The 18,482-nt window shown below is 42.8% G+C and carries 20 protein-coding genes; 7 read left to right on the top strand and 13 right to left on the bottom strand.

The features are described 5' to 3' along the window. Positions 1–26: 26 nt before the first annotated feature. A complete protein-coding gene (locus LEP1GSC050_RS19635; protein ID WP_010570061.1) occupies positions 27–1,172 on the top strand; it encodes a helix-turn-helix domain-containing protein in 1,146 nt (381 codons plus the stop codon). A gap of 45 nt (positions 1,173–1,217) precedes the next feature. Here the strand turns inward: LEP1GSC050_RS19635 and LEP1GSC050_RS19630 are convergent, their stop codons facing one another. From LEP1GSC050_RS19630 to LEP1GSC050_RS19610, 5 genes are all read right to left on the bottom strand, one after another. Beyond that, the gene (locus LEP1GSC050_RS19630) at positions 1,218–1,889 is read right to left on the bottom strand and encodes a hypothetical protein (RefSeq protein ID WP_020987843.1); all 672 of its coding nucleotides are present in this window, start codon (positions 1,887–1,889) and stop codon (positions 1,218–1,220) included. Between the two features lie 32 nt (positions 1,890–1,921). After that, positions 1,922–2,629 (bottom strand): Crp/Fnr family transcriptional regulator, encoded by a 708-nt coding sequence (locus LEP1GSC050_RS19625; protein ID WP_010570059.1) that lies wholly within the window; start codon positions 2,627–2,629, stop codon positions 1,922–1,924. Positions 2,630–2,751: 122 nt separating this feature from the next. Then, on the bottom strand, positions 2,752–3,483 hold the full coding sequence (locus tag LEP1GSC050_RS19620) for a LytR/AlgR family response regulator transcription factor (protein WP_010570058.1): 732 nt from the start codon (positions 3,481–3,483) through the stop codon (positions 2,752–2,754). 20 nt (positions 3,484–3,503) lie between these two features. Beyond that, positions 3,504–4,883, bottom strand: a complete 1,380-nt coding sequence (locus tag LEP1GSC050_RS19615) for a PAS domain S-box protein (protein ID WP_010570057.1) — start codon at positions 4,881–4,883, stop codon at positions 3,504–3,506. Between the two features lie 15 nt (positions 4,884–4,898). Continuing rightward, positions 4,899–5,186: a hypothetical protein gene (locus LEP1GSC050_RS19610; RefSeq protein WP_010570056.1), complete on the bottom strand. Its 288-nt coding sequence runs from the start codon at positions 5,184–5,186 to the stop codon at positions 4,899–4,901. Positions 5,187–5,382: 196 nt separating this feature from the next. Here LEP1GSC050_RS19610 and LEP1GSC050_RS19605 point away from each other — a divergent pair, with 196 nt between their 5' ends. From LEP1GSC050_RS19605 to LEP1GSC050_RS19590, 4 genes are read left to right on the top strand one after another with little or no spacing between them, the layout of a single operon-like run. Then, positions 5,383–6,198, top strand: a complete 816-nt coding sequence (locus tag LEP1GSC050_RS19605) for an efflux RND transporter periplasmic adaptor subunit (protein ID WP_020987889.1) — start codon at positions 5,383–5,385, stop codon at positions 6,196–6,198. A 7-nt stretch (positions 6,199–6,205) separates the two neighbouring features. Further along, positions 6,206–7,465 (top strand): ABC transporter permease, encoded by a 1,260-nt coding sequence (locus tag LEP1GSC050_RS19600; RefSeq protein WP_010570054.1) that lies wholly within the window; start codon positions 6,206–6,208, stop codon positions 7,463–7,465. Positions 7,466–7,473: 8 nt separating this feature from the next. Continuing rightward, entirely contained in the window at positions 7,474–8,178 is a 705-nt protein-coding gene (locus tag LEP1GSC050_RS19595; RefSeq protein ID WP_010570053.1) for an ABC transporter ATP-binding protein, read from the top strand. Between the two features lie 45 nt (positions 8,179–8,223). After that, positions 8,224–9,075: a hypothetical protein gene (locus LEP1GSC050_RS19590; RefSeq protein WP_010570052.1), complete on the top strand. Its 852-nt coding sequence runs from the start codon at positions 8,224–8,226 to the stop codon at positions 9,073–9,075. Positions 9,076–9,158: 83 nt separating this feature from the next. On the opposite strand, the gene LEP1GSC050_RS19585 is transcribed toward LEP1GSC050_RS19590, so the two are convergent. The 3 genes from LEP1GSC050_RS19585 to LEP1GSC050_RS19575 all read right to left on the bottom strand — a co-directional run bounded on the left by LEP1GSC050_RS19585 (position 9,159) and on the right by LEP1GSC050_RS19575 (position 12,236). Continuing rightward, positions 9,159–9,467 (bottom strand): hypothetical protein, encoded by a 309-nt coding sequence (locus LEP1GSC050_RS19585; protein ID WP_010570051.1) that lies wholly within the window; start codon positions 9,465–9,467, stop codon positions 9,159–9,161. A gap of 75 nt (positions 9,468–9,542) precedes the next feature. Then, positions 9,543–11,831, bottom strand: coding sequence for a hybrid sensor histidine kinase/response regulator (locus tag LEP1GSC050_RS19580; RefSeq protein ID WP_040911952.1), 2,289 nt, complete (start codon positions 11,829–11,831; stop codon positions 9,543–9,545). Positions 11,832–11,975: 144 nt separating this feature from the next. Beyond that, the gene (locus LEP1GSC050_RS19575; protein WP_010570048.1) at positions 11,976–12,236 is read right to left on the bottom strand and encodes a helix-turn-helix transcriptional regulator; all 261 of its coding nucleotides are present in this window, start codon (positions 12,234–12,236) and stop codon (positions 11,976–11,978) included. A 261-nt stretch (positions 12,237–12,497) separates the two neighbouring features. On the opposite strand from LEP1GSC050_RS19575, the gene LEP1GSC050_RS19570 reads away from it, so the two are divergent. Next, positions 12,498–12,764, top strand: a complete 267-nt coding sequence (locus tag LEP1GSC050_RS19570) for a hypothetical protein (RefSeq protein WP_010570047.1) — start codon at positions 12,498–12,500, stop codon at positions 12,762–12,764. A 12-nt stretch (positions 12,765–12,776) separates the two neighbouring features. Here the strand turns inward: LEP1GSC050_RS19570 and LEP1GSC050_RS19565 are convergent, their stop codons facing one another. From LEP1GSC050_RS19565 to leuC, 3 genes are all read right to left on the bottom strand, one after another. Then, positions 12,777–13,700: a lysophospholipid acyltransferase family protein gene (locus LEP1GSC050_RS19565; protein ID WP_010570046.1), complete on the bottom strand. Its 924-nt coding sequence runs from the start codon at positions 13,698–13,700 to the stop codon at positions 12,777–12,779. 197 nt (positions 13,701–13,897) lie between these two features. After that, positions 13,898–14,518, bottom strand: coding sequence for a 3-isopropylmalate dehydratase small subunit (gene leuD / locus LEP1GSC050_RS19560; RefSeq protein ID WP_020987863.1), 621 nt, complete (start codon positions 14,516–14,518; stop codon positions 13,898–13,900). Further along, on the bottom strand, positions 14,515–15,927 hold the full coding sequence (leuC, locus tag LEP1GSC050_RS19555; RefSeq protein WP_010570044.1) for a 3-isopropylmalate dehydratase large subunit: 1,413 nt from the start codon (positions 15,925–15,927) through the stop codon (positions 14,515–14,517). Before leuC ends, leuD begins: the two co-directional genes overlap by 4 nt. Before the next feature lie 106 nt (positions 15,928–16,033). On the opposite strand from leuC, the gene LEP1GSC050_RS19550 reads away from it, so the two are divergent. After that, the gene (locus LEP1GSC050_RS19550) at positions 16,034–16,918 is read left to right on the top strand and encodes a LysR family transcriptional regulator (RefSeq protein WP_020987818.1); all 885 of its coding nucleotides are present in this window, start codon (positions 16,034–16,036) and stop codon (positions 16,916–16,918) included. 46 nt (positions 16,919–16,964) lie between these two features. Here LEP1GSC050_RS19550 and LEP1GSC050_RS19545 read toward each other — a convergent pair whose 3' ends face one another. After that, positions 16,965–17,963, bottom strand: coding sequence for an alpha/beta hydrolase (locus tag LEP1GSC050_RS19545; protein WP_010570043.1), 999 nt, complete (start codon positions 17,961–17,963; stop codon positions 16,965–16,967). Between the two features lie 91 nt (positions 17,964–18,054). Then, positions 18,055–18,441, bottom strand: a complete 387-nt coding sequence (gene crcB, locus LEP1GSC050_RS19540) for a fluoride efflux transporter CrcB (RefSeq protein ID WP_010570042.1) — start codon at positions 18,439–18,441, stop codon at positions 18,055–18,057. Between the last annotated feature and the right edge of the window lie 41 nt (positions 18,442–18,482).

Genomic DNA, 18,482 nt, shown 5'->3' with positions numbered 1-18,482 from the left:
TATAGTAATTGCTCGGAGAATGAATCATGGAATTCTATTCTAGTATGAATAGAATTCTCGGCTTTTCCGTTCTGTTCGGCGCAAGTCTTGCCTGGCTACTTGCAATAGGTCAGATATTTAAGAAAGGAAAAACGTCTATTCATTGGTTATTAGCCGGAATGCTTTTCTTATTGGGAATTTGGCAGGGTCAAACCGCTCTCAATCTCTTGGATTCGCCTTCGGAAATTCTCGCTCCTTATTCCCTTTTAAACCTTCCTGCAGCGTACGCGTTCGTTCCTCTTTTTTACGCGTTCGGGCGGAAATTGTCCAAGCAGGATTTTGAAACTAGAAGATGGGGATTCATTTCGTTACTTCTGGGACTTGCTTCTCTTTTGCTCGAGTTATATTATTTAGGCTACTGGGCAAATCAGAAAAATCTGTCCTGGAAAGAATTGGCGCTTGCCGTCTGGGCCGATCCGAATGAAAATTTTACACCGCCTTTGCTTCTCAGTTTCTTTTCGTACGGGCCAAGATTCCTATCGATTTTGATTTCCGGTCTGCTCGTAGCATACGCGAGTTTTGCCACCGGACAGGATGCAGATTGGCCGAGACGTCGCGCGAGCATTATACTTCTGTCGATTCTCGGAGGATCCGGTGCGGGACTCAGCATGTACGCTCAATGGCTGGGTCGCTTGAAAAGCGATCTTCACGGGTACGGTGCAATGATAGTGACCCTAAGCATTTGCGGAATTTATTTTTATGCGCAACGATTCCCTTTAGGCTTCGAATTTTCCAAATCTTCGACCGGAGCAAAAAAGTCCAGGTTAACGGGCTTGGATCGGATCGCGGTTGATTCGCGATTGCAAATATGTATGGAAACTGAAAGAGTTTTTACTACGGAGGATTTGACTTTAAGCACGTTGGCTTCTCTCGTATCTTTTGAAGGACCGAAAATTACCCCGGAACAATTATCGGAATTCATCAACTCCGAGTATAAGAAGAATTTCAATCAATATGTGAACGGATATAGGATTAAAGAGGCTTGCGAGCTGTTACTCGAACAGAAAGATAGATCCGTATTATCGATCGCTTTATCGGTCGGATTTAATTCCAAATCATCCTTTCATTCCGCTTTTAAAAGTTTTACCGGGATGTCGCCGGTAGAATATAGAAATTCCAGTTCGAAACGATAAGCTAGTAAGGATGGCATTCTAGGGATTCGAATGAGGGGAAATGTTCTAGGAACGGATGGTATTCAACCAACGTGAGATTTTGTCCATCGCTTCATCCCATTTCTTTTCCTCAGTAAAAAGTCCGGAAGAAAGTTGTACTATCTCCATCTCGCGTTTTTGTTTTTCGGCTTCTATAAAGAGCTGCTTGTTTTTTTCTATTCTGGAAAAGTCAAACCCTCCAAATATCAAAAGCATCGGTATGTCGAGTTTCGCTACTTTACTTTTTTCGGCGAATCCGTCCAAATCCCCGGAAATGGAAATGATTCCTTCGATCTTAAGATGATTTTCGATCGCAGCCTTCAATACATACGTCGCCGCATCGTAGGAAACGCAACAAAACAGTTTTAATTTTTTTGTCTTATCGTATCCGCGAATCCAGTTTGCAACCGTCAATAATCGATCCTTCAAAAGATTCGTATCCACCTCGTTTAAGGAGATCGATCTTTCTTGGACTGTCAAAAGACTGTCCAAGGATAAGGTCGCGATATTGTTCAAATGCAATTTATTTCGAAGTCTATGAAAATGCATTCCGGAGCGGGTTCCTAACTTTTCTGTCGCGCCTTCTACGAGCAGGGTTAGTTTCGTCGCTCCGTCAGGAATGTCGAGATTTGCATCCAAACTTACGAGATGGACGGGAATGGACAGACTCGTCGATTCGATTTTTGGTTTAGGTATCATTATGGATAATTGACCCATTGGGATAACTAATTTTAGGTCTCCATTAACTTTAATAGAGCTTCTTCGTTCCTAATGGAGATCATATTCTTATCGATTTCTATCCAACCTTTTCCCTTTAGATCGGTTAATGCCCGCACTAACGTTTCCGTTTTGGATCCGATCATAGTTGCCATCACTTCACGGCTGAATTTTACGTTAATTTCAGATCCATATTTTTCTTTCAGGGACAGGAGGAATTCCGCGAGTTTAGAATGGACTTGTCTGGTTCCCATCGAATAGATTCTATTTTCCGCGGCACGACATTCGGTCGCAATGTACTTGGTGATCGCAGATTGGAAGGAAAAGTCTTGGTTAAACGCGTTTTTCATTTCTTCCTTATCGATATATACTGCGACGGTATCTTCCAGACATTCCGCAGTTTTGTTGTAGTAGTCTTCCGAAATTGCGTCCCTAAGTCCTACCCAACTTTCCGGAGAGTAGATTTTGAGAGTCTGTTGTCTTTGGCCGTTGGGAGAATCTTTAAATGTCCTAACGGTACCTTGAAGAACAAGGTAAAATCCGGTTGTAGGCTTACCCTCGTTAAAGAGGATACTTTTTTTGGGAAACTTGAAGGTGCGTTTTCCAAAACGTGGATGCAAAAGAGATTCGTACAAATCCTTTGAACAAGCCGGAAACGTGGACCAAATGGCCGAGAGCGGAGTTCTTTCTTCTGTTACTTGGTATGCCAGAGCCGATGCCATATTAAATACCTCGATTTAATTCTTACAAATAGGTATTTAACCCGGATTCGAGCGATAGTCAATGGGGTGGGTGTCATTCGTCGGAACGGACGGGTTTTCGACGAAACTACAGGGCGAAAAGCCTACAAAAGCTCCTTAATTTTGGAGATGTATTTTCGTCCGACCGGAAGTTGGGTTTCGTCCTCGTCTTTCAGGAAAACGGTGTAATTTCCGGAATTGTCGCTTTGGAGTCTGATTAGATATTCCAGGTGAATGATGTATTGTTTGAAGATTCGTAAAAATTTATTAGGAGGCAGTTTGGTCTCCAAGTTTTTAAGAGACTTGTAGGTTACGTATTCTTTTTCGTCGGTATGGATAACGCTGAAATTATCTCTGGAAGATATGTACGCGATATCCTTATATGGGATTAAGAAATAATTTTCCTTTTCAAGAATAAACAACCCGTGTTCGTTAAAGGAGCTGTTTCCCAATTTTCCTTCTCGGCTGATGTATTCCAAGGCTCGATCCACCGCTTTATTGAATCGGTCTCTGGAAAAAGGTTTTAACAAATAGTCTAAGGCCCCGAATTCGAACGCTTCGATTGCCTTATCTCTGAGAGAAGTTATAAATATGATGTAAGGGGTTTTTTCCAGCTTTTCCAAGACTTCCAAACCGGAAAGTTTAGGTAGATTAATGTCCAGAAAGACTAGATCAAATTCGTTGGATTGCAGATTTTCTAACGCTTCTTCTCCGTCCTTCGCGATACCGGATAGCTTTAATTCTGAACGGCTGAGGCAGTAACTGACGAGCAAATCCCGGGTAGGAGCCTCGTCTTCCACGATTAAGATTTTTAACTCTTTTTTACCAGTTTCCATTTTATCCCATTATGAAATAGTCAGTTTTTTGGCTTATCGAATGCGACCGTAACTATTGCTCCGCCTGCCGGATGGTTATCGATTTTCAACTCCGATCCGAAAAGGAAATACTTTAATCTTTCCGATATATTTCCCAGGGTTCTGGAATGATTTACGGAGGACTTAATTCCTTCTCCGTTATCTCGAATCGTTATGGTAGTTCTCTCTCCGACGATTTGTGCATGAACCCAAATTTTACCTCTTCCGTTTCTATCCCGAATTCCATGGATATACGAATTTTCCACCAAGGGTTGCAGAATTAAAGGCGGGAGGACGCTTTTTCGAAAATCGCCTTCTTTGGAAATTTCCACGTCCATAAAATCTTGGAAGCGTAACTTCAATAGATTAATGTAATTTTCCATAAATTGCCATTCTATATCGAATGGAACCAATTGTTTACTGGCGTTATCGATGAGAAAACGATAGTTTTCGGCCAACATTAAAATCGCGGAATCCGCCAGGGCCGAATTCGTTTCTAAATAAGAATGAATAATACTGAGCGTATTGAATAGAAAGTGAGGACTCATGCGGTCTTGGAATGTCTTGAGGGTATGCTCGGCCAATCTCGCCTTTTCTTCCGCCTCTTTTCTTTCGGTGATTTCGTTTCGTATTACTAAATATTGAAACGGCTTTCCTTTATCGTCGAAAATAGGGGAAATAGTCGTATCAACCCAATAAAAGCGTCCGTCTTTAGCTTTATTGCGTATTTCCCCTCGCCAGATTTTTCCCCTCGATATGGTCTGCCAAAGGTTTAGGAAAAATTCAGCATCGTGATAGCCCGAATTTATGATTCGGTGGTTTTGACCTAATAGCTCGTCTTTTGAGTATCCGCTAATTTTGCAAAAATTGTCGTTAGAATAAATAATCGTTCCGCGTTTGTCGGTGATGGCAACGATGGATACTGCATTGAGAGCGGTCTGAAAATCCGAAAGGATCTTTACTGATTTTTGGAGATTTCGTTCTACATCCACTCTCTGAGTGACGTCAATCCCGATAGTCCAATTGTTCTGCTTCAAATTCGAGGATTCTGCCGGAACTCTCGACCAGGAAACCGTTCTCGTTTCGTTCGTTTTGGTTTTTAGCTCGATCTCCCAATTTTCAAAGTGATTGTCAGATCTTAATAGGACGTCCGTAACCGATCGGCGGTATTCTTTATTGGGTAATAGAAGGGTAAAAAAATGTTCAGTATCTTCAGAGACTTCCTTAAATGAATAGCCGGTTATTTTCTCTAATTCCCGGTTCCAGAAAACAATTCTAGAGGAGTCATCCACAGCCATGATCAGGACCGGAATGTTTTCTAAAACGCTCGGGATTCCCGATCCGTTTTCGAAAATTCGATTATAGAAATTCGCATCACTCATAATTTATTCATCAATTTAGGGTTCTTGGTAAAGTTTTGCCGCCCTCGGTTTCGACGCCGATTTCATAGGTCCTATGGCTTGATTCAAATGGACTGCTTGTTGAAGATAAAAAAAGACAGGGCGACCAAAGTCGATTTTGCAATATTCGCTTTTAAGGTTTTCCATCACTCTTATTTTCTTTTCACAAGGTATTAGCACGATTGTTAAATTTAAATTTTGCTCCTTATTTTTATCAGTAAATAGACAATTGTCAATGGTATATTTACTTATTTTACTTTGCGTTTGACCTTTTTTTGAATTCATATTCCGTATATCAAAAAGAAAGAGCGGCGTGCCGATCCGATTTGTTAATCGAATAAAAATTCATTAATAGAATATTTTGGAAATAAAAAATATTTATTTGTTTCGATAATCGAATTATGAATTATTGAAGCACTTTATCGGAATGACGCCGATTTTGACAAAATTTCAAAAGAGGAATTCCTCTCAAAGGTTGTGAATGAATAAGTTACTAGTTTTTTTTCGATTTCTTTACTCATCCCGAAGAGGAAAGATTGCGATCGTCATAGTGGGATTAGGTCTTTTTTTTCTAAGCGTCTTTCTGATCGCTAAGATCGGTTTCGGTAAAAGATCGATGTCTCCTCGAAACGGTCCGATCGTGGAACTCGTTTATGCTTTGGGAACGGTAAAATCCGATCGAATTTATCATATGAAGTTCGGGATCGCCTCCGAGATTAAGAAACTATTCGTCAAAGAAGGCGATATTTTAAAAGCCGGAACCGAATTGTTAGTTTCGGATTCCGCTGCAATATTCCGGGCTCCGTTTGACGGAACGGTGACAACTTTATCCTACCAGGAAGCCGAAGTCGTCATGCCGGGAATTTCCGTTTTAACCATGATGGATCTCAAGAAGATTTACGTACTCCTGTCTTTAGACCAAGATTCCATGCTGCGCCTTCGGGTCGGCCAGCCTGCGGAATTAAGTTTTGAAACTCTGCGAGGAATGAAATTGCACGGTAAAGTGACGAAAGTGTATCCTTCCGACGGACAATTCTTTGTGAGAATAGAAGTGGATTCAATGCCTGCGGGAGTTCTTCCGGAAATGACCGCAGACGTGGCGGTGGAAGTGGATCGAAAAACGAACGTGTTACTCATTCCGATAAGCTCCATTGAAAAAGGTAGGATTCAGATCAAACGAGACGGTAAAACGTTTTGGATACCCGCAAAGGTCGGAGCCGTAGACGGAGAGTGGTGCGAAGTATTGGAGAATTCAATTCTACCGACCGATACCGTATACATTCAAGAAGGGAGATGAAAGAGTTATGCTATTCTTAGCAATTCGACAACTATTGAGTCGACCCCAGCAAACGTTTTTGACTTTTCTAGGTATTTTATTAGGAACGGCGGCATACTGTTCTTTTTCGGGAATCATGATCGGGTTTCAAGAATATATCACAGATCAATTAGTGAATAACGATGCGCAGATTCGAATTTCTCCTCGGGACGACGTTCTAAAAGTAGAAACCTTTCGAGGAGTTTTTTTTCCGGAGTCGGTTGCAGTTCGTTGGATAAAACCTCCTTCGGGTAAAACCGATTCGAACCAATTAACGAATGCCAATGGCTGGTTTTTAAAACTGGACGAGGACGATCGTGTCGAGGCATACGCGCCTCAGTTGAATCAACAATTGATTTTTAAATTCGGTAAACAAACTCTACCCGGAAAACTGCAGGGCGTCGATCCAGTACGACAAATGAAGGTGACCACGATAGGTAACTACGTCGAGCAAGGGAACTTTAGAGACTTGGATCGAGGCGGGGATATGATCTTTGTCGGTTCCGGCCTGCTGGAGAAGCTAGGCGCTAGTCTGGGGGACACTGTACAGGTCGTAACCGCACAAGGGAATGTAGCCCATGTAAAAGTCGGCGGAGTAATTCGCGTAGGTAATAAGATGATCGATGATACGGCGGTTTATGCCTCTCTTCGGACAGTCCAAAGGATTACTCAGGCAAACGGTGTCGTTTCGGAGATCGCTATACGACTTAAAGACTTATCTCAGGCAGCGGACGTAGCCACCGAATGGTCTTTCTTTACCAGAGATAAAGTGCAAAGCTGGGATCAAGCATACGAAAATATTCTGGCCGTATTCAATACTCAGAATATAGTCCGCAATACGACCACATTTACGATTATGCTCGTAGTTGCATTCGGAATATATAATATTCTGAATATGGTGGTGAATCAGAAAAAGAGGGAGATCGCAATCCTCCGTTCCATCGGATTCGACGAAAAGGATACGATCGTGCTATTCGTTATCCAAGGATTACTTCTCGGTTTTTTAGGTGCGATTAGCGGGTTATTGGTTGGTGCGACGGCCTGCTACTATTTGGACGGTTATCCCATCGGAGGTGCTTCGGGTTCAAAAGGTGCGATGATGTCTAGCGTTATGCGGATTTCCTGGAATCCTCTTATCTATATCAAAGCATTCTCGATCGCTCAGATTTCCGCCGCAGTGGCGGCTTATATTCCCGCAAGGTCGGCCTCTAAACTTTCCCCGGTGGAAATTATTCGCGGTAGTACGTAAGGAACAGCATGAATAGCAATAACGATATTTCAATACTTTGTACCGATTTAAGTAAAAGTTTCGGAGAACCGCCGATCGAGGTTGTGAGTAAAATCAATTTCAATCTGAAGAAAGGAGAATTCGTATCTCTTACCGGAAGATCGGGCTCGGGTAAATCGACATTACTATATATGTTGAGCGGGTTGGATCAACCTAGTAAAGGGAGAGTTTTTTTGGACGGGATCGATCTTTTTGGAATGGGAAGCGTTGAATCCCATCGGTTTAGAAACCAGCATATCGGTTTTGTATTCCAATTTCACTACCTTCTACCCGAATTAACCGCTATCGAGAATGTTTTGATGCCGGCCAGAAAAACGGATCAACACGGTAAGAAGAAGGAATACGCTAGACAGTTATTTCGGGAGTTTGAATTGGAATCTTGTAGGGATAAATTTCCCGCCCAAATGTCCGGCGGGGAACAACAGCGAACCGCGATTGCCAGATCATTGATAATGAATCCGAGCTTTCTTTTTGCGGACGAACCGACGGGAAATTTAGATACGGTTAACGGCGATAAGGCGATGGAAATTTTCAGAAGAATTAATAGAGAGAATAAAACCACCATTTTGTACGTAACACATGATCCTGATTATGCGGCACTAGCGGGTCGGCAGATCCATTTAGTGGATGGAAAAGTTGATTCGGATAAGCAACAAAATCATGTATCTGCGTGACCGTACGTTAAATGGAAACTTGGATAAAAAAGGAGAGAAGAGAGAATGAGAAATGAAGTCATAATTGTGCTCATATGGGTCGGAGTATTTTCGATTTTATCCTGTCAAGGGTCGGTGCGCAGCGGGGCGAAAGAATTCGATTCCCCTACGAAAAAATTCGCGGCCGTAGTCGGTAACACCGCAAAAGCGTATTTCAAATCCGATCGGGAAAAGAAAGCGAAGTGGAAGGTTAGCATATATGGTGTCGACGGAATTCCGAACTTCGACGAATCTCTGGATGATTCTCTTTTGGAGAAGCAGTTGAAGTTGATCTATGTGCATAAGACGGAGTTGCAAGGTTTGGACAAGAAAGTCAATCTTTTGGACGGAGGGAAGCTTCAAGCGGCTCCGATTGCCCAGCCTCCCGAGACGTTGCTATCCGCTAATTTAGGAAAAAATTATTCGGATAAAGCGGCAGAGGTAGCCACAAAAGTAGCGAAGTCCAACGGATTGCCTCTCGAGTTTTCCTCGGAAGACTCTAAAGAAGGTTCACTTCAAATATTAATCTTCCTTCAAAACGATCCGCCCGTCTTTACTAGAGCTGGAATAGAACCGGATTCGAAAGAAGGACATCGGAGACTGGATGCTTCAATTCGCGTTAGTATGTCCATCTATGATAAGGAGAAAGGTCCCGGGATAGAATCCTTTCGGTGTCAAAAACGATTTTTAGCTAAATATCCGAGCGATTGGTTTATAGTAGATTGGTATTTTCCGTCGGGCAAAACTTCTTTCGTTGAAAGTATAATGGAAAAAGGAATTCCAATTAGAGAAAACGCTTCTAAACCTAGCTCCGATTTATTTTCGGTAAAGAGGTCACTCGATGAATGCTGGAAGGAGTTAGTAAAAGAATTGCGTTGATCGGATTTTTTCATTTCGTCGGAGTTGATACAGCGGTTCGGAATCAAGTTAACCGCTATATCAACTATCGAGATCGGACTTTACTATAATCTCCAATGCGAAGGCCGACCGATATTATGGTATCGACCTCCCGGAACGAAGAAAGGGTTATGACCGGAGCCGCGAGATCCTTGATTATAAGAATTCATGTTTTGATTCCCATAATAATTTCCGTACCGATACGGATAATAGGATCGATTGCAGGAATATGCAGAGTTTCCGTTACAGTTATTTGTGTTTTGGCCGTTGGATCCGTCGTACTGGTTTGGAAAAGTGGCGCATCCGCTCAGGAAAAGTAGCGTTAATCCGAGTCCACTCAGTCGAATTAAAGTCGTAACCAAGGAGAGTTTCATAGAATTTCCTCCTGACTCTAATCGGTGAGACCACCTCGTTCGTAATTTTATTTCCGAAATTAGGAAAAGTTTTCGCTAACTCGATAGAGAATCGCTTTTCTGAATCTCCTGCAGGGCCGAGTAGACTTCCGAAGCTTTATAAGGTTTATCTAAAAAGGATTTAATTCCTTTCATTTTTAAAATTTCTTTTTTGTCTTTTTCGAGGTTCCCCGAAATTACAATAATATTCACATTCGGATTAAATTGTAGGAGCAGATCGATTAATGTTTCTCCCCCCATTCCCGGCATTCCTAAATCAGTGATGATTACGTCGAATTTTTCGGGTGCTTCCTTATAAAATGCAAGAGCTCCTTCGCCGGTTTTTCGTGTCCAAACATTCGAGCCGGAGAGAGTCAATATTTCCCGAAGAACTTCCAGAACCAATTCTTCGTCGTCGACTATTAGAACATTGAGATTTATTTTTTTTGAATAATCCTCGTCTTTTCGAATCGTGTTGACGGTTGTTCTGATCACGGGAAAAAAGAGGGAAAATTTAGTTCCTTTTTCCTCCTCTGATTCCACCTCGATAAATCCTGAGTGTTCGGTTACGATACCTCTTACGATCGATAATCCGAGTCCGGTCCCGTTGTTGCCCTTCGTCGTAAAAAATGGTTCGAAAATTCTTTCCTTATTTTCCGCCTTCATTCCGATTCCGGTGTCCGTAATATCGACTTCGATATAATTCTCCACATTCGCTTCCGGAAATTTGGATCGAAGCGTTTTCCCGTCTATGATTCCTCCTCCGACACAAACGCTTCCGCCGTCGGGCATTGCGTCTTTGGCATTCAGTATGAGATTGAGAACCGCCTGATGCAAATGACCGGAGTCGCCTAAAATGATTCCGTTGAGAGACCGGAAATCGGTTTCAAGGCGAATATTTTTAGGCAGTGAGAATCGCATCATATCCGTGACTTCCTTTAACAAAGGAGCAATTGAAATAGGTTTCATTTCGGTCGAACCCGGGCTTGCAAATAATAGAAGTTGTCTCGTAATCGCTTTTCCACGCTCCGAAGCTTCTATAATTCTATTGGCATGTTTCCTTAGAGAAGGGTCCGATTTACAAATCTGTCGAATGACGTCTGCAGTTCCGAGAATCATCGTGAGCAGGTTGTTGAAATCGTGAGCTATTCCACCTGCCAGCAAACCTATACTTTCCATTTTCTGTGCTTGTCTAAGAGTGCGTTCCGCAGCCGTTCGCTCGGAAATGTCTCTAACGATACCCTGTAAATGCCCGGAATCAAGATATCGTGCGCTTATTTCGACGGAAATTAATTTCTTGTCCTTTCTGATCAGTTTACGTTCCAGTATCATCGATTTGCGATCTTGAAGAGTGAAGCCTCTTAAAGGTGTGGCGGCGAGATCTTCCGGCTGGATCAAATCCTTTATATTCAGTGTTAATAATTCTTCTCTAGTATAACCGAGCATTTTGCTTCCGCTCGGATTAATTTCCAAAAGCTTGCCGTCCGTGTTAGCGACGAAAATTCCGTCGGAGGCATTTTCGACCAAGTCCCTATATTTGCTCTCACTCTTACTTCTTCCTTCCTCAAATGTTTGGTACTGGATGGCTAAGCGTACAATATAGGCTGCGAAGAAAATTAGTCGCAAGTCGCGATCTTCAGGTTTATGAACTTTCTTATAGTAGATGGCAAACGTGCCTAAAACGTCTCCTTCCGGAGAATAGATGGGTTGAGACCAGCAAGCTCTCAGTCCGTAACTCATCGTCAAGTATCTATAATCTTTCCATAATGGATCTGTGAGAATGTCCGAAACGATGACTAACTTTCCCTTATAAGCGGAAGTTCCGCAAGAGCCTGCCTCGGGGCCAATTTTAATTCCTTCGAGGGATTTTAGATAAGATTTCGGAAGGCTGGGAGAGATTCCAGTCTCAATCCGATCACGTTCTTTGTTTAGTAGCATGATCGAAGTCTGCATTTCGGGAGAGAATTTTTCGATTGTCGTAAGTAATTTATTTAATAGGGAATGTAACGGTGTCGATCGAGGAAGTTCGTCGAATAAAATTTGCAGTAACGCTTCGGCTCTTTCTCTTTCTTGTACCGCTCTTCTTAATTCGGAGCGACTAGAAAATCCTGCCTTCTCGCGATCTAGGTAAGAGGAAACTACAGTAGTCGATAAGAATCCCAGAACTAGGAAAATAGTCGCAAAGCAAGCAAGTTGTACCGAAGATGAAATTCCGTTTTGGAATGAATAATCCGAATTATGCAGTAGAAAGAAAGAAACCGCTAATAAAAAAAAGGTTCCTACTACTATCCTCAGGCTTAATCGGTTCATCTTGAATACAGTAACATAGACAGGGGGGTAAGGCAATAGTGCTCCTGAAAATTATTAATTTAAGTCTGATTCTTGAATGGAATAGAAGGATTAGATCGCGCTAGGCGTTCGGGAATGAATATCGGAACCTAACCCATAGGATGGGTCCGAGCAGAAAATTGACTTCTCAGGAAGATAATTTTAAACGAATATTTCCGCCGATATTTCGAATATTTCCGCAAGCTTACGGGCTAGATTCTTTCCGATCGTCAATTTTCCTTTTTCTATGGATGTCACGTATTCGACTTCTACTCCCCCTAACTTTTCCGCTAGTTCTTTGCGTGAGTATCCGTGTATTTTTCGTAAAATTCGCACAGTAATCCCCGGCTTCCAGCTTGCAATATTCCGGCTAAATCTAGTTGGATTGTTTTCTTCCCGATCGAGCAATTCTTCATTTTCCATATTACTCGGCCCTCCCAATTTCAGTATTATTTAACTTGTTTATGTCGAAAGCGTATTACAGATCCGCTACATTCGGATATGAATTCTTTGCTTTCGAAAACCGCTTAGTTCCTGTTCGTTTATCGTTCGTTCCGAGTATTCGAATTCGTATCAGAAAAACGTTGATTTAGCAATATTAGTCATAACTTTATCGAGTGAAGGTATTCTTCGAAAGAATTCTCTCTTTCGCTTAGAACCTGAATCTGGAATTGGTACAATAAAATGAATTTGTATATTCGAATCGGTGCAGTACTGCTGTTCTTGTTGTTTGTATCGTGTAATAACAATACGAACAACTTGTACGGAACGGGAAAAAACAATCATAATAAGGATAATAATTGCAAGGAAGCTTCCGCATTGTATCTTGCTTGCTTAAATATGAATGGCGGAGCGGCATACGCAGCGAATTGTAACAATCAATATCTTATAGTTATAGGAGCCTGTAGCGGTGGATCCGGTTCAGGCGGTGGAGGAGGAGGCGGATACTAAGATTCGCTTTTTTTAAACGGTAGAGTTTTTGATTTCGACTCCCCATTCTTTGAGATTCTTTAGAACGAATTGCAAAAGAATTTCCTGATTTTTTCTGGAGTCTGTGGCTACGGAAAGGGGAGTGCCGAATTTCATATGGATCATTCGATTCCTGACTAGGCTGCCGATATCTTTCAGTAACTTTCCGTTTTGCCAAAAGTCCGTTTTTACTGCAAAGGGAACGACAGGAACTCCGGCCCTAGATGCCAGTTTCACCGCAATAGAATTAAATTCGCTCGGATCGAATGTCCTAGTCCGAGTACTTTGCGGAAATACGACAATCGAAGTTCCTCCCTTGAGGATGGCAGTTCCTTCCTCCAACACCTTCACAAGATCTTCGCGCGGGTTCGTCCGCCCGACTGCTATCGGGTTTCGAGATCGCATGATCGGCCCGAAAACTTTTCCGTTCACAAGACTTTCCTTAACAACGTAGGTTACGGGTCGATGAGCCACTAAAAAGTAAGGAAAGACGAAGGTCTCCAGGACGCTCATATGATTTCCCGCAAAGACTACCGGCCCTTGAGGAGAGATGACGTGCTCTATTCCCTCGATTTTGAACTTTCCTTCGCATCCTTCGATGACGTCCAAGATTCTTCCGGAAGATTCCAACCAAACTTCGTCGGTATATTCATTTTTTAAACATTGCTTCCTGCTGGCAAAGATCTCGCGAAAGTATCCGATTAGAAAAGCGAGATCGCTACGAAACAGGACTCGATCCAAAATAGATCTCTTTCGATCCGGGGGCGTCTCGTATTGAATAGTTACTCCGTCTCGAAGCCGGATTGGAGATCCCAGTGAGTCTCTGTTTAAATGAAAGACTCCGCTGCGAACCGCTTCGTCAGGAATGGTCAACATAGGTTTTTTAATTCTTGGTTCAAGAGAAAGGGTTGGTTTCATTCCTGGTTCACTCCGGCAACTAGGTAGATACAGTTAGGAAGAGTAGACGGATAGTATAATTTTTGCGGATTTCTCTACCAGCATTAATTCCAGGCTGTTCGCATGAGAAATAGCAAGAAAACGATACAACAATAAGAAACCGAACTTTGTTCGATTTCTTATTGTATCTTCCGTAAATTCGTTCGAATTGAGTGGCTTTAACGGAAAGGAGTCAAATAGGAACGTTCCTGAAAATACCGATCCTCAAACTTTGAAAGAAGTCGGGAATCTTTCAGAGTTAGATCGATATCATCCCATCCGTTTCGAATTCTCTGTACCGAATTTTCATCCAAGGAAAATCCTGCTTCAGTTTCGCCGAATATGATCTTTCTTTCGAAAAGGTCTACGCTCGCAGTCGCTTTAGGAACGGATTGCACCCATTTTTGCAATAGTGCAATTTCCCGTTCCGTTAACATTACTAAAGCGATTCCGTTTTTCGGACAATTTATGGAGAAAATATCCGCAAACGAGGGAGCAACAATCACTCGAATTCCGAAATCCGACAATGCCCACGGTGCATGCTCTCTACTGGAGCCGCACCCGAAATTCGGCCCGGTAAGTAGAATACTTGCCTCTGCATAATCAGATTTATTTAATATGAATTCTCCGTTCGGAATTTCACCGTTCGGATCCGAATATCTCCAATCGTGAAAAAGGTGTCGTCCGAAACCCGTTCGCTCTATCTTCTTCATGAATTGTTTCGGTAAAATTTGATCCGTATCGATATCGGCTCTATAAAGAGGCGCGATTATCCCGGTATGTTTAGTCCATGCCTTCATATTTCTTTCCACTCCCGAACGTCCGTAAATTTTCCGGTGACTGCGGCACCGACCGCCATCGTCGGACTAACAAGATGCGTGCGTCCTCCTCGACCTTGTCTTCCTTCGAAATTTCGATTTGATGTGGATGCACATCGTTCTCCTTCTTGCAGGATGTCGTCGTTCATCGCTAAGCAAAGAGAGCAACCCGGTTCTCTCCATTCAAAACCGGCGGCTAAGAAAATTTGATCCAAACCTTCGGACTCCGCTTGACGCTTTACTCGCCCCGATCCCGGAACTACGATCGCTTTCACCGTAGGGTGGACAGTTCTGCCTTTCGCCAATATTGCGGCCGCCCTAAGGTCTTCGATTCTAGAATTGGTGCAAGAGCCGATAAAAACTTTATCGATTTGGATTTCATTAATTTTCATTTCGGGACTCAAACCCATATACTGAATCGCTTTCTCTGCCGTTTCTTTTCGGTTAATATCCGTGAAGGAATTCGGATTCGGAACGACGCCGGAGATGGAGGCCGTTTGAGAAGGATTCGTTCCCCAAGTGACTTGAGGCTCGATTTGCGAAACATTCATCTCTACGATTTTATCGAAGGCTTCCTCCGAATCGGAATATAGGGTTTTCCAGTATTCAAGTGCTTGTACGAACGCGTCGCCTTTAGGAGAGAAATCCTTTCCATTCAAATATTCGAATGTTGTATCGTCCGGCGCGATTAAACCTGCACGGGCTCCGGCTTCGATGCTCATATTGCAAAGAGTCATTCTCGCATCCATCGAAAGTTCCTTTACCGCGTTTCCGGAATATTCCAAGACGTAACCTTGTCCTCCGTTTGTTCCGATTTTGCCGATGAGGGCTAGTACGATATCCTTGGAGGTAATACCTTTACCCAATTTACCGTTAAGTTTTACCAGCATCGATTTGGCTTTTCTTTGCCTTAAAGTTTGCGTGACCAAGACGTGCTCCACCTCGCTGGTTCCGATACCAAACGCGAGGGCTCCAAAGGCTCCGTGCGTAGCAGTATGAGAATCGCCGCAAACGACTACAGTTCCGGGTAACGTAAAGCCGAGCTCCGGAGCAAGAACGTGAACGATCCCTTGATCGGGATTTTCCCAACCGAATAACTCGATTCCGAATTCCCGGCAGTTGTTTTCGATCGTATCCATTTGAATCCTAGAAACCGGACCGGCAGCGTCTTTATTTCGCCTGTCTTTCGTAGAAATATTATGGTCGATCACTGCAAGGGTTAGCTTCGGGAATTTTACTTTTCTTCCCTTATTGCGTAACGCCTCGAATGCTTGCGCGGAAGTCACTTCATGCAGCAAATGCCTGTCCACAAAGAGCAAGGATTCCTCGTCTTTTCCGGAAACTATCAGGTGTTGTTCCCAAATTTTATCGTATAAGGTTCTGGGGTTCATTTTTTCCTCCGACATCCGTAGAGTATCAATATTCTTAATATAATGCAAATAAATAGAATTTATTGACAGTATAAGTAAAAGTTATACTTATGCGAGTAAGGTTTTTATGGAATTTAGGCAGATTCGATATTTCTTGGAAATCGTCAAAATCGGAACCTTTCAGAGGGCTGCGGAAGGGCTCGGCCTGACCCAACCTGCGTTATCCAGGCAGATGGCCCTGCTCGAGCGGGAAATCGGAAAACCGCTTATGGAACGAGGACCGAGAGAAATTAGTCTTACGCACGAAGGGGAGATCTTTTTAGGTTATGCCGATAAAATGAATACTCTCTGGGAAGAGCTAAAAGACGGTATGAAGGAGCCGGGCAAGGAATTATCGGGAACGTTTTCGATCTCGGCCGGCGGAACGGTGTCGGCTTGGATTTTGCCGAAAATACTTAAGAAAATTATGATAGATAATCCTGGACTCGTATTGTCGGTTAGAGAAGGGGACGCGCAAGAAACTAAGGAAGCCTTACTTAGAGGGGAAGCGGATTTAGGCATTCTTACCGGTCCCGTGGCTGAACCCGGGTTGGTGGAAAGGGAATTTCTTTCCGATAGAATCGTCGCGGTCGCAGCCAAAGAGCATGAGATTTTCAAAAGAAAAAAAATCCGCCTAACCGATCTGAACGATACTTCGTTCGTTTTCTTCCATCCGGCATCCGCGGTCAGAAGGGCAGTCGAGAAGAAAATCCGAACCTTGGGTAAAAGCTTTCGACCGCGTATTTCCATGGAACTTCGAAGCGTGGAGTCCGTGATAAAATCTCTTGAGGCCGGATTAGGAATAGGATTTCTATCCGAATATTCGCTTAACGATCGTTTGCGAAAGATCGATTTGCCCGAATTAACGGCGGAAAGAAAATTCTTTCTCTGTCATCGTAAATTCATCCGTCCCGGTCTTTCCTTATTGATGGAAGAAATCGCTGCTGCTGCATCGGGTTTCAATACAAAATGACCGTATAGAGCGTAGTCACATTATCGAATTTTCGAGTACGAACGCGTCATTGAATGCCGGTCCTGGATAAAAAATCCAATATCGATAATTCGATTTTTTCCTTGTCCGTCGACACATGTTTCGAAGTGAGAACATGATGTCCTTGTTCTATTGCAACTTTAGTGTTCAGAGGGTTTGGATGATCTCCTCCGAATTTAGAAAATGCCTCCAACATGGCGGACACGCTCGCTACTTTATCCTGATGATCCTTATCTTTATAATAATATATTAATAAAGAAGGACTATGAATATTAGCAAACTTCTCGTTCGAAGCTATGAACTTTTTGACGTTAGAAACATGCTGCACCGATGATAGATACTGGTCTTTGTACCAATACTCGTAATATTTTTCGCCGATTCCATCTCCCTCGACTCTGGGCGGAGATTTTCTTATTTTACCGTTGATCATTTCCGCTAAAGAGGTACCTCCGGGGAGATAGAATAATTTGGCGATCGGTACCGTAAAATCGAAGAAAGGAGATAGTAAGATTAATGCGTGAATTTTATCGGGATATTTGGACGCAAGATATGTGGATATTAGTCCGCCCATGCTGGTCCCGACCAATACGATTTTATCACCGAGTTTATCCATCATCAAAAGACTTTCTTCGGCAGTCGTAAGATATTCTCGGAAGTCGGTATCTCTATGATCTTCGTTGTTTGTCCCGTGTCCGGGCAAGCGTAGATAGTAAATATTGGCCTTGAGTTTTGCCGCTATTTTATCCATAGATTCTTCTCCTTCGGCGCGGGAAGCTCCGAATCCGTGGACGTACAGAATGGCCACCGGCGTTTTCCCACGGGAGAAACGAATAAGTTTTTCTTCATTGCCGATACGGCCGCCCTTGGCTTTAGTTTCAGCCAATTTAATTCGGTAATAACTATCGAAGTCGGAGGGTAGAGCATGTTCTTTATACTGGTAAGAAGGCAGAGTCGAATAATAAACGCCAGTATATGCGGCTACGATTATAAGAACGGTAGCCAAGGAAAATTTAATCGAACGTTTCAAAGGTTCTTCCTGGAGAAATAAGTTTCACGAAATCTATCTCGATGCCTCGTTAAGGCAAGCTTTTTGCATCGTAACCCTTGCCAATTGTGAGTCAGAAATATCTGCTAAGTGAACCGAGCCAAGAACCTAAGGCGGCGGCGAGAATACAAAGAAAGAAGCTTCCGAGGGAATAGAGTAAAAATAGGGGAATTTGATTTGCCCGCAATAGAGCTAGAGATTCGTGGCTAAACGTCGAGAAGGTTGTGAACCCTCCGCAAAATCCTGATGCCAATAATATTCTTATTTCGGGAGAAACAAAATTTTCTCTTTCGGAGATTGCATATATTAATCCGATTAAAACGCTGCCAGTAATGTTTACGATGAATGTTCCGGTCGGAAATGTTGCAGCTCCGTGCCGTATTGCACTTATCTGAACGACGTAACGTAAAACGCTTCCGGCCGCTCCACCGATAGCAACTAGAAAGTATGATAGAAACATTTTAAGAAAAATATCGACTAAGAAAAATACGAAAAGAACTT

Source organism: Leptospira broomii serovar Hurstbridge str. 5399 (assembly GCF_000243715.2).
Lineage (GTDB): Bacteria > Spirochaetota > Leptospiria > Leptospirales > Leptospiraceae > Leptospira_B > Leptospira_B broomii.
The sequence above is the reverse complement of the archived record's forward strand: the minus strand, read 5'-3'. Positions and strand labels throughout refer to the sequence as shown.

Coding starts and splice junctions, on each gene's coding strand:
- LEP1GSC050_RS19635 (WP_010570061.1), top strand. CDS start 27: ATGGAATTCTATTCTAGTATGAATAGAATTCTCGGCTTTTCCGTTCTG.
- LEP1GSC050_RS19630 (WP_020987843.1), bottom strand. CDS start 1,889: ATGATACCTAAACCAAAAATCGAATCGACGAGTCTGTCCATTCCCGTC.
- LEP1GSC050_RS19625 (WP_010570059.1), bottom strand. CDS start 2,629: ATGGCATCGGCTCTGGCATACCAAGTAACAGAAGAAAGAACTCCGCTC.
- LEP1GSC050_RS19620 (WP_010570058.1), bottom strand. CDS start 3,483: ATGGAAACTGGTAAAAAAGAGTTAAAAATCTTAATCGTGGAAGACGAG.
- LEP1GSC050_RS19615 (WP_010570057.1), bottom strand. CDS start 4,883: ATGAGTGATGCGAATTTCTATAATCGAATTTTCGAAAACGGATCGGGA.
- LEP1GSC050_RS19610 (WP_010570056.1), bottom strand. CDS start 5,186: ATGAATTCAAAAAAAGGTCAAACGCAAAGTAAAATAAGTAAATATACC.
- LEP1GSC050_RS19605 (WP_020987889.1), top strand. CDS start 5,383: ATGAATAAGTTACTAGTTTTTTTTCGATTTCTTTACTCATCCCGAAGA.
- LEP1GSC050_RS19600 (WP_010570054.1), top strand. CDS start 6,206: ATGCTATTCTTAGCAATTCGACAACTATTGAGTCGACCCCAGCAAACG.
- LEP1GSC050_RS19595 (WP_010570053.1), top strand. CDS start 7,474: ATGAATAGCAATAACGATATTTCAATACTTTGTACCGATTTAAGTAAA.
- LEP1GSC050_RS19590 (WP_010570052.1), top strand. CDS start 8,224: ATGAGAAATGAAGTCATAATTGTGCTCATATGGGTCGGAGTATTTTCG.
- LEP1GSC050_RS19585 (WP_010570051.1), bottom strand. CDS start 9,467: ATGAAACTCTCCTTGGTTACGACTTTAATTCGACTGAGTGGACTCGGA.
- LEP1GSC050_RS19575 (WP_010570048.1), bottom strand. CDS start 12,236: ATGGAAAATGAAGAATTGCTCGATCGGGAAGAAAACAATCCAACTAGA.
- LEP1GSC050_RS19570 (WP_010570047.1), top strand. CDS start 12,498: ATGAATTTGTATATTCGAATCGGTGCAGTACTGCTGTTCTTGTTGTTT.
- LEP1GSC050_RS19565 (WP_010570046.1), bottom strand. CDS start 13,700: ATGAAACCAACCCTTTCTCTTGAACCAAGAATTAAAAAACCTATGTTG.
- leuD (WP_020987863.1), bottom strand. CDS start 14,518: ATGAAGGCATGGACTAAACATACCGGGATAATCGCGCCTCTTTATAGA.
- leuC (WP_010570044.1), bottom strand. CDS start 15,927: ATGAACCCCAGAACCTTATACGATAAAATTTGGGAACAACACCTGATA.
- LEP1GSC050_RS19550 (WP_020987818.1), top strand. CDS start 16,034: ATGGAATTTAGGCAGATTCGATATTTCTTGGAAATCGTCAAAATCGGA.
- crcB (WP_010570042.1), bottom strand. CDS start 18,441: ATGTTTCTATCATACTTTCTAGTTGCTATCGGTGGAGCGGCCGGAAGC.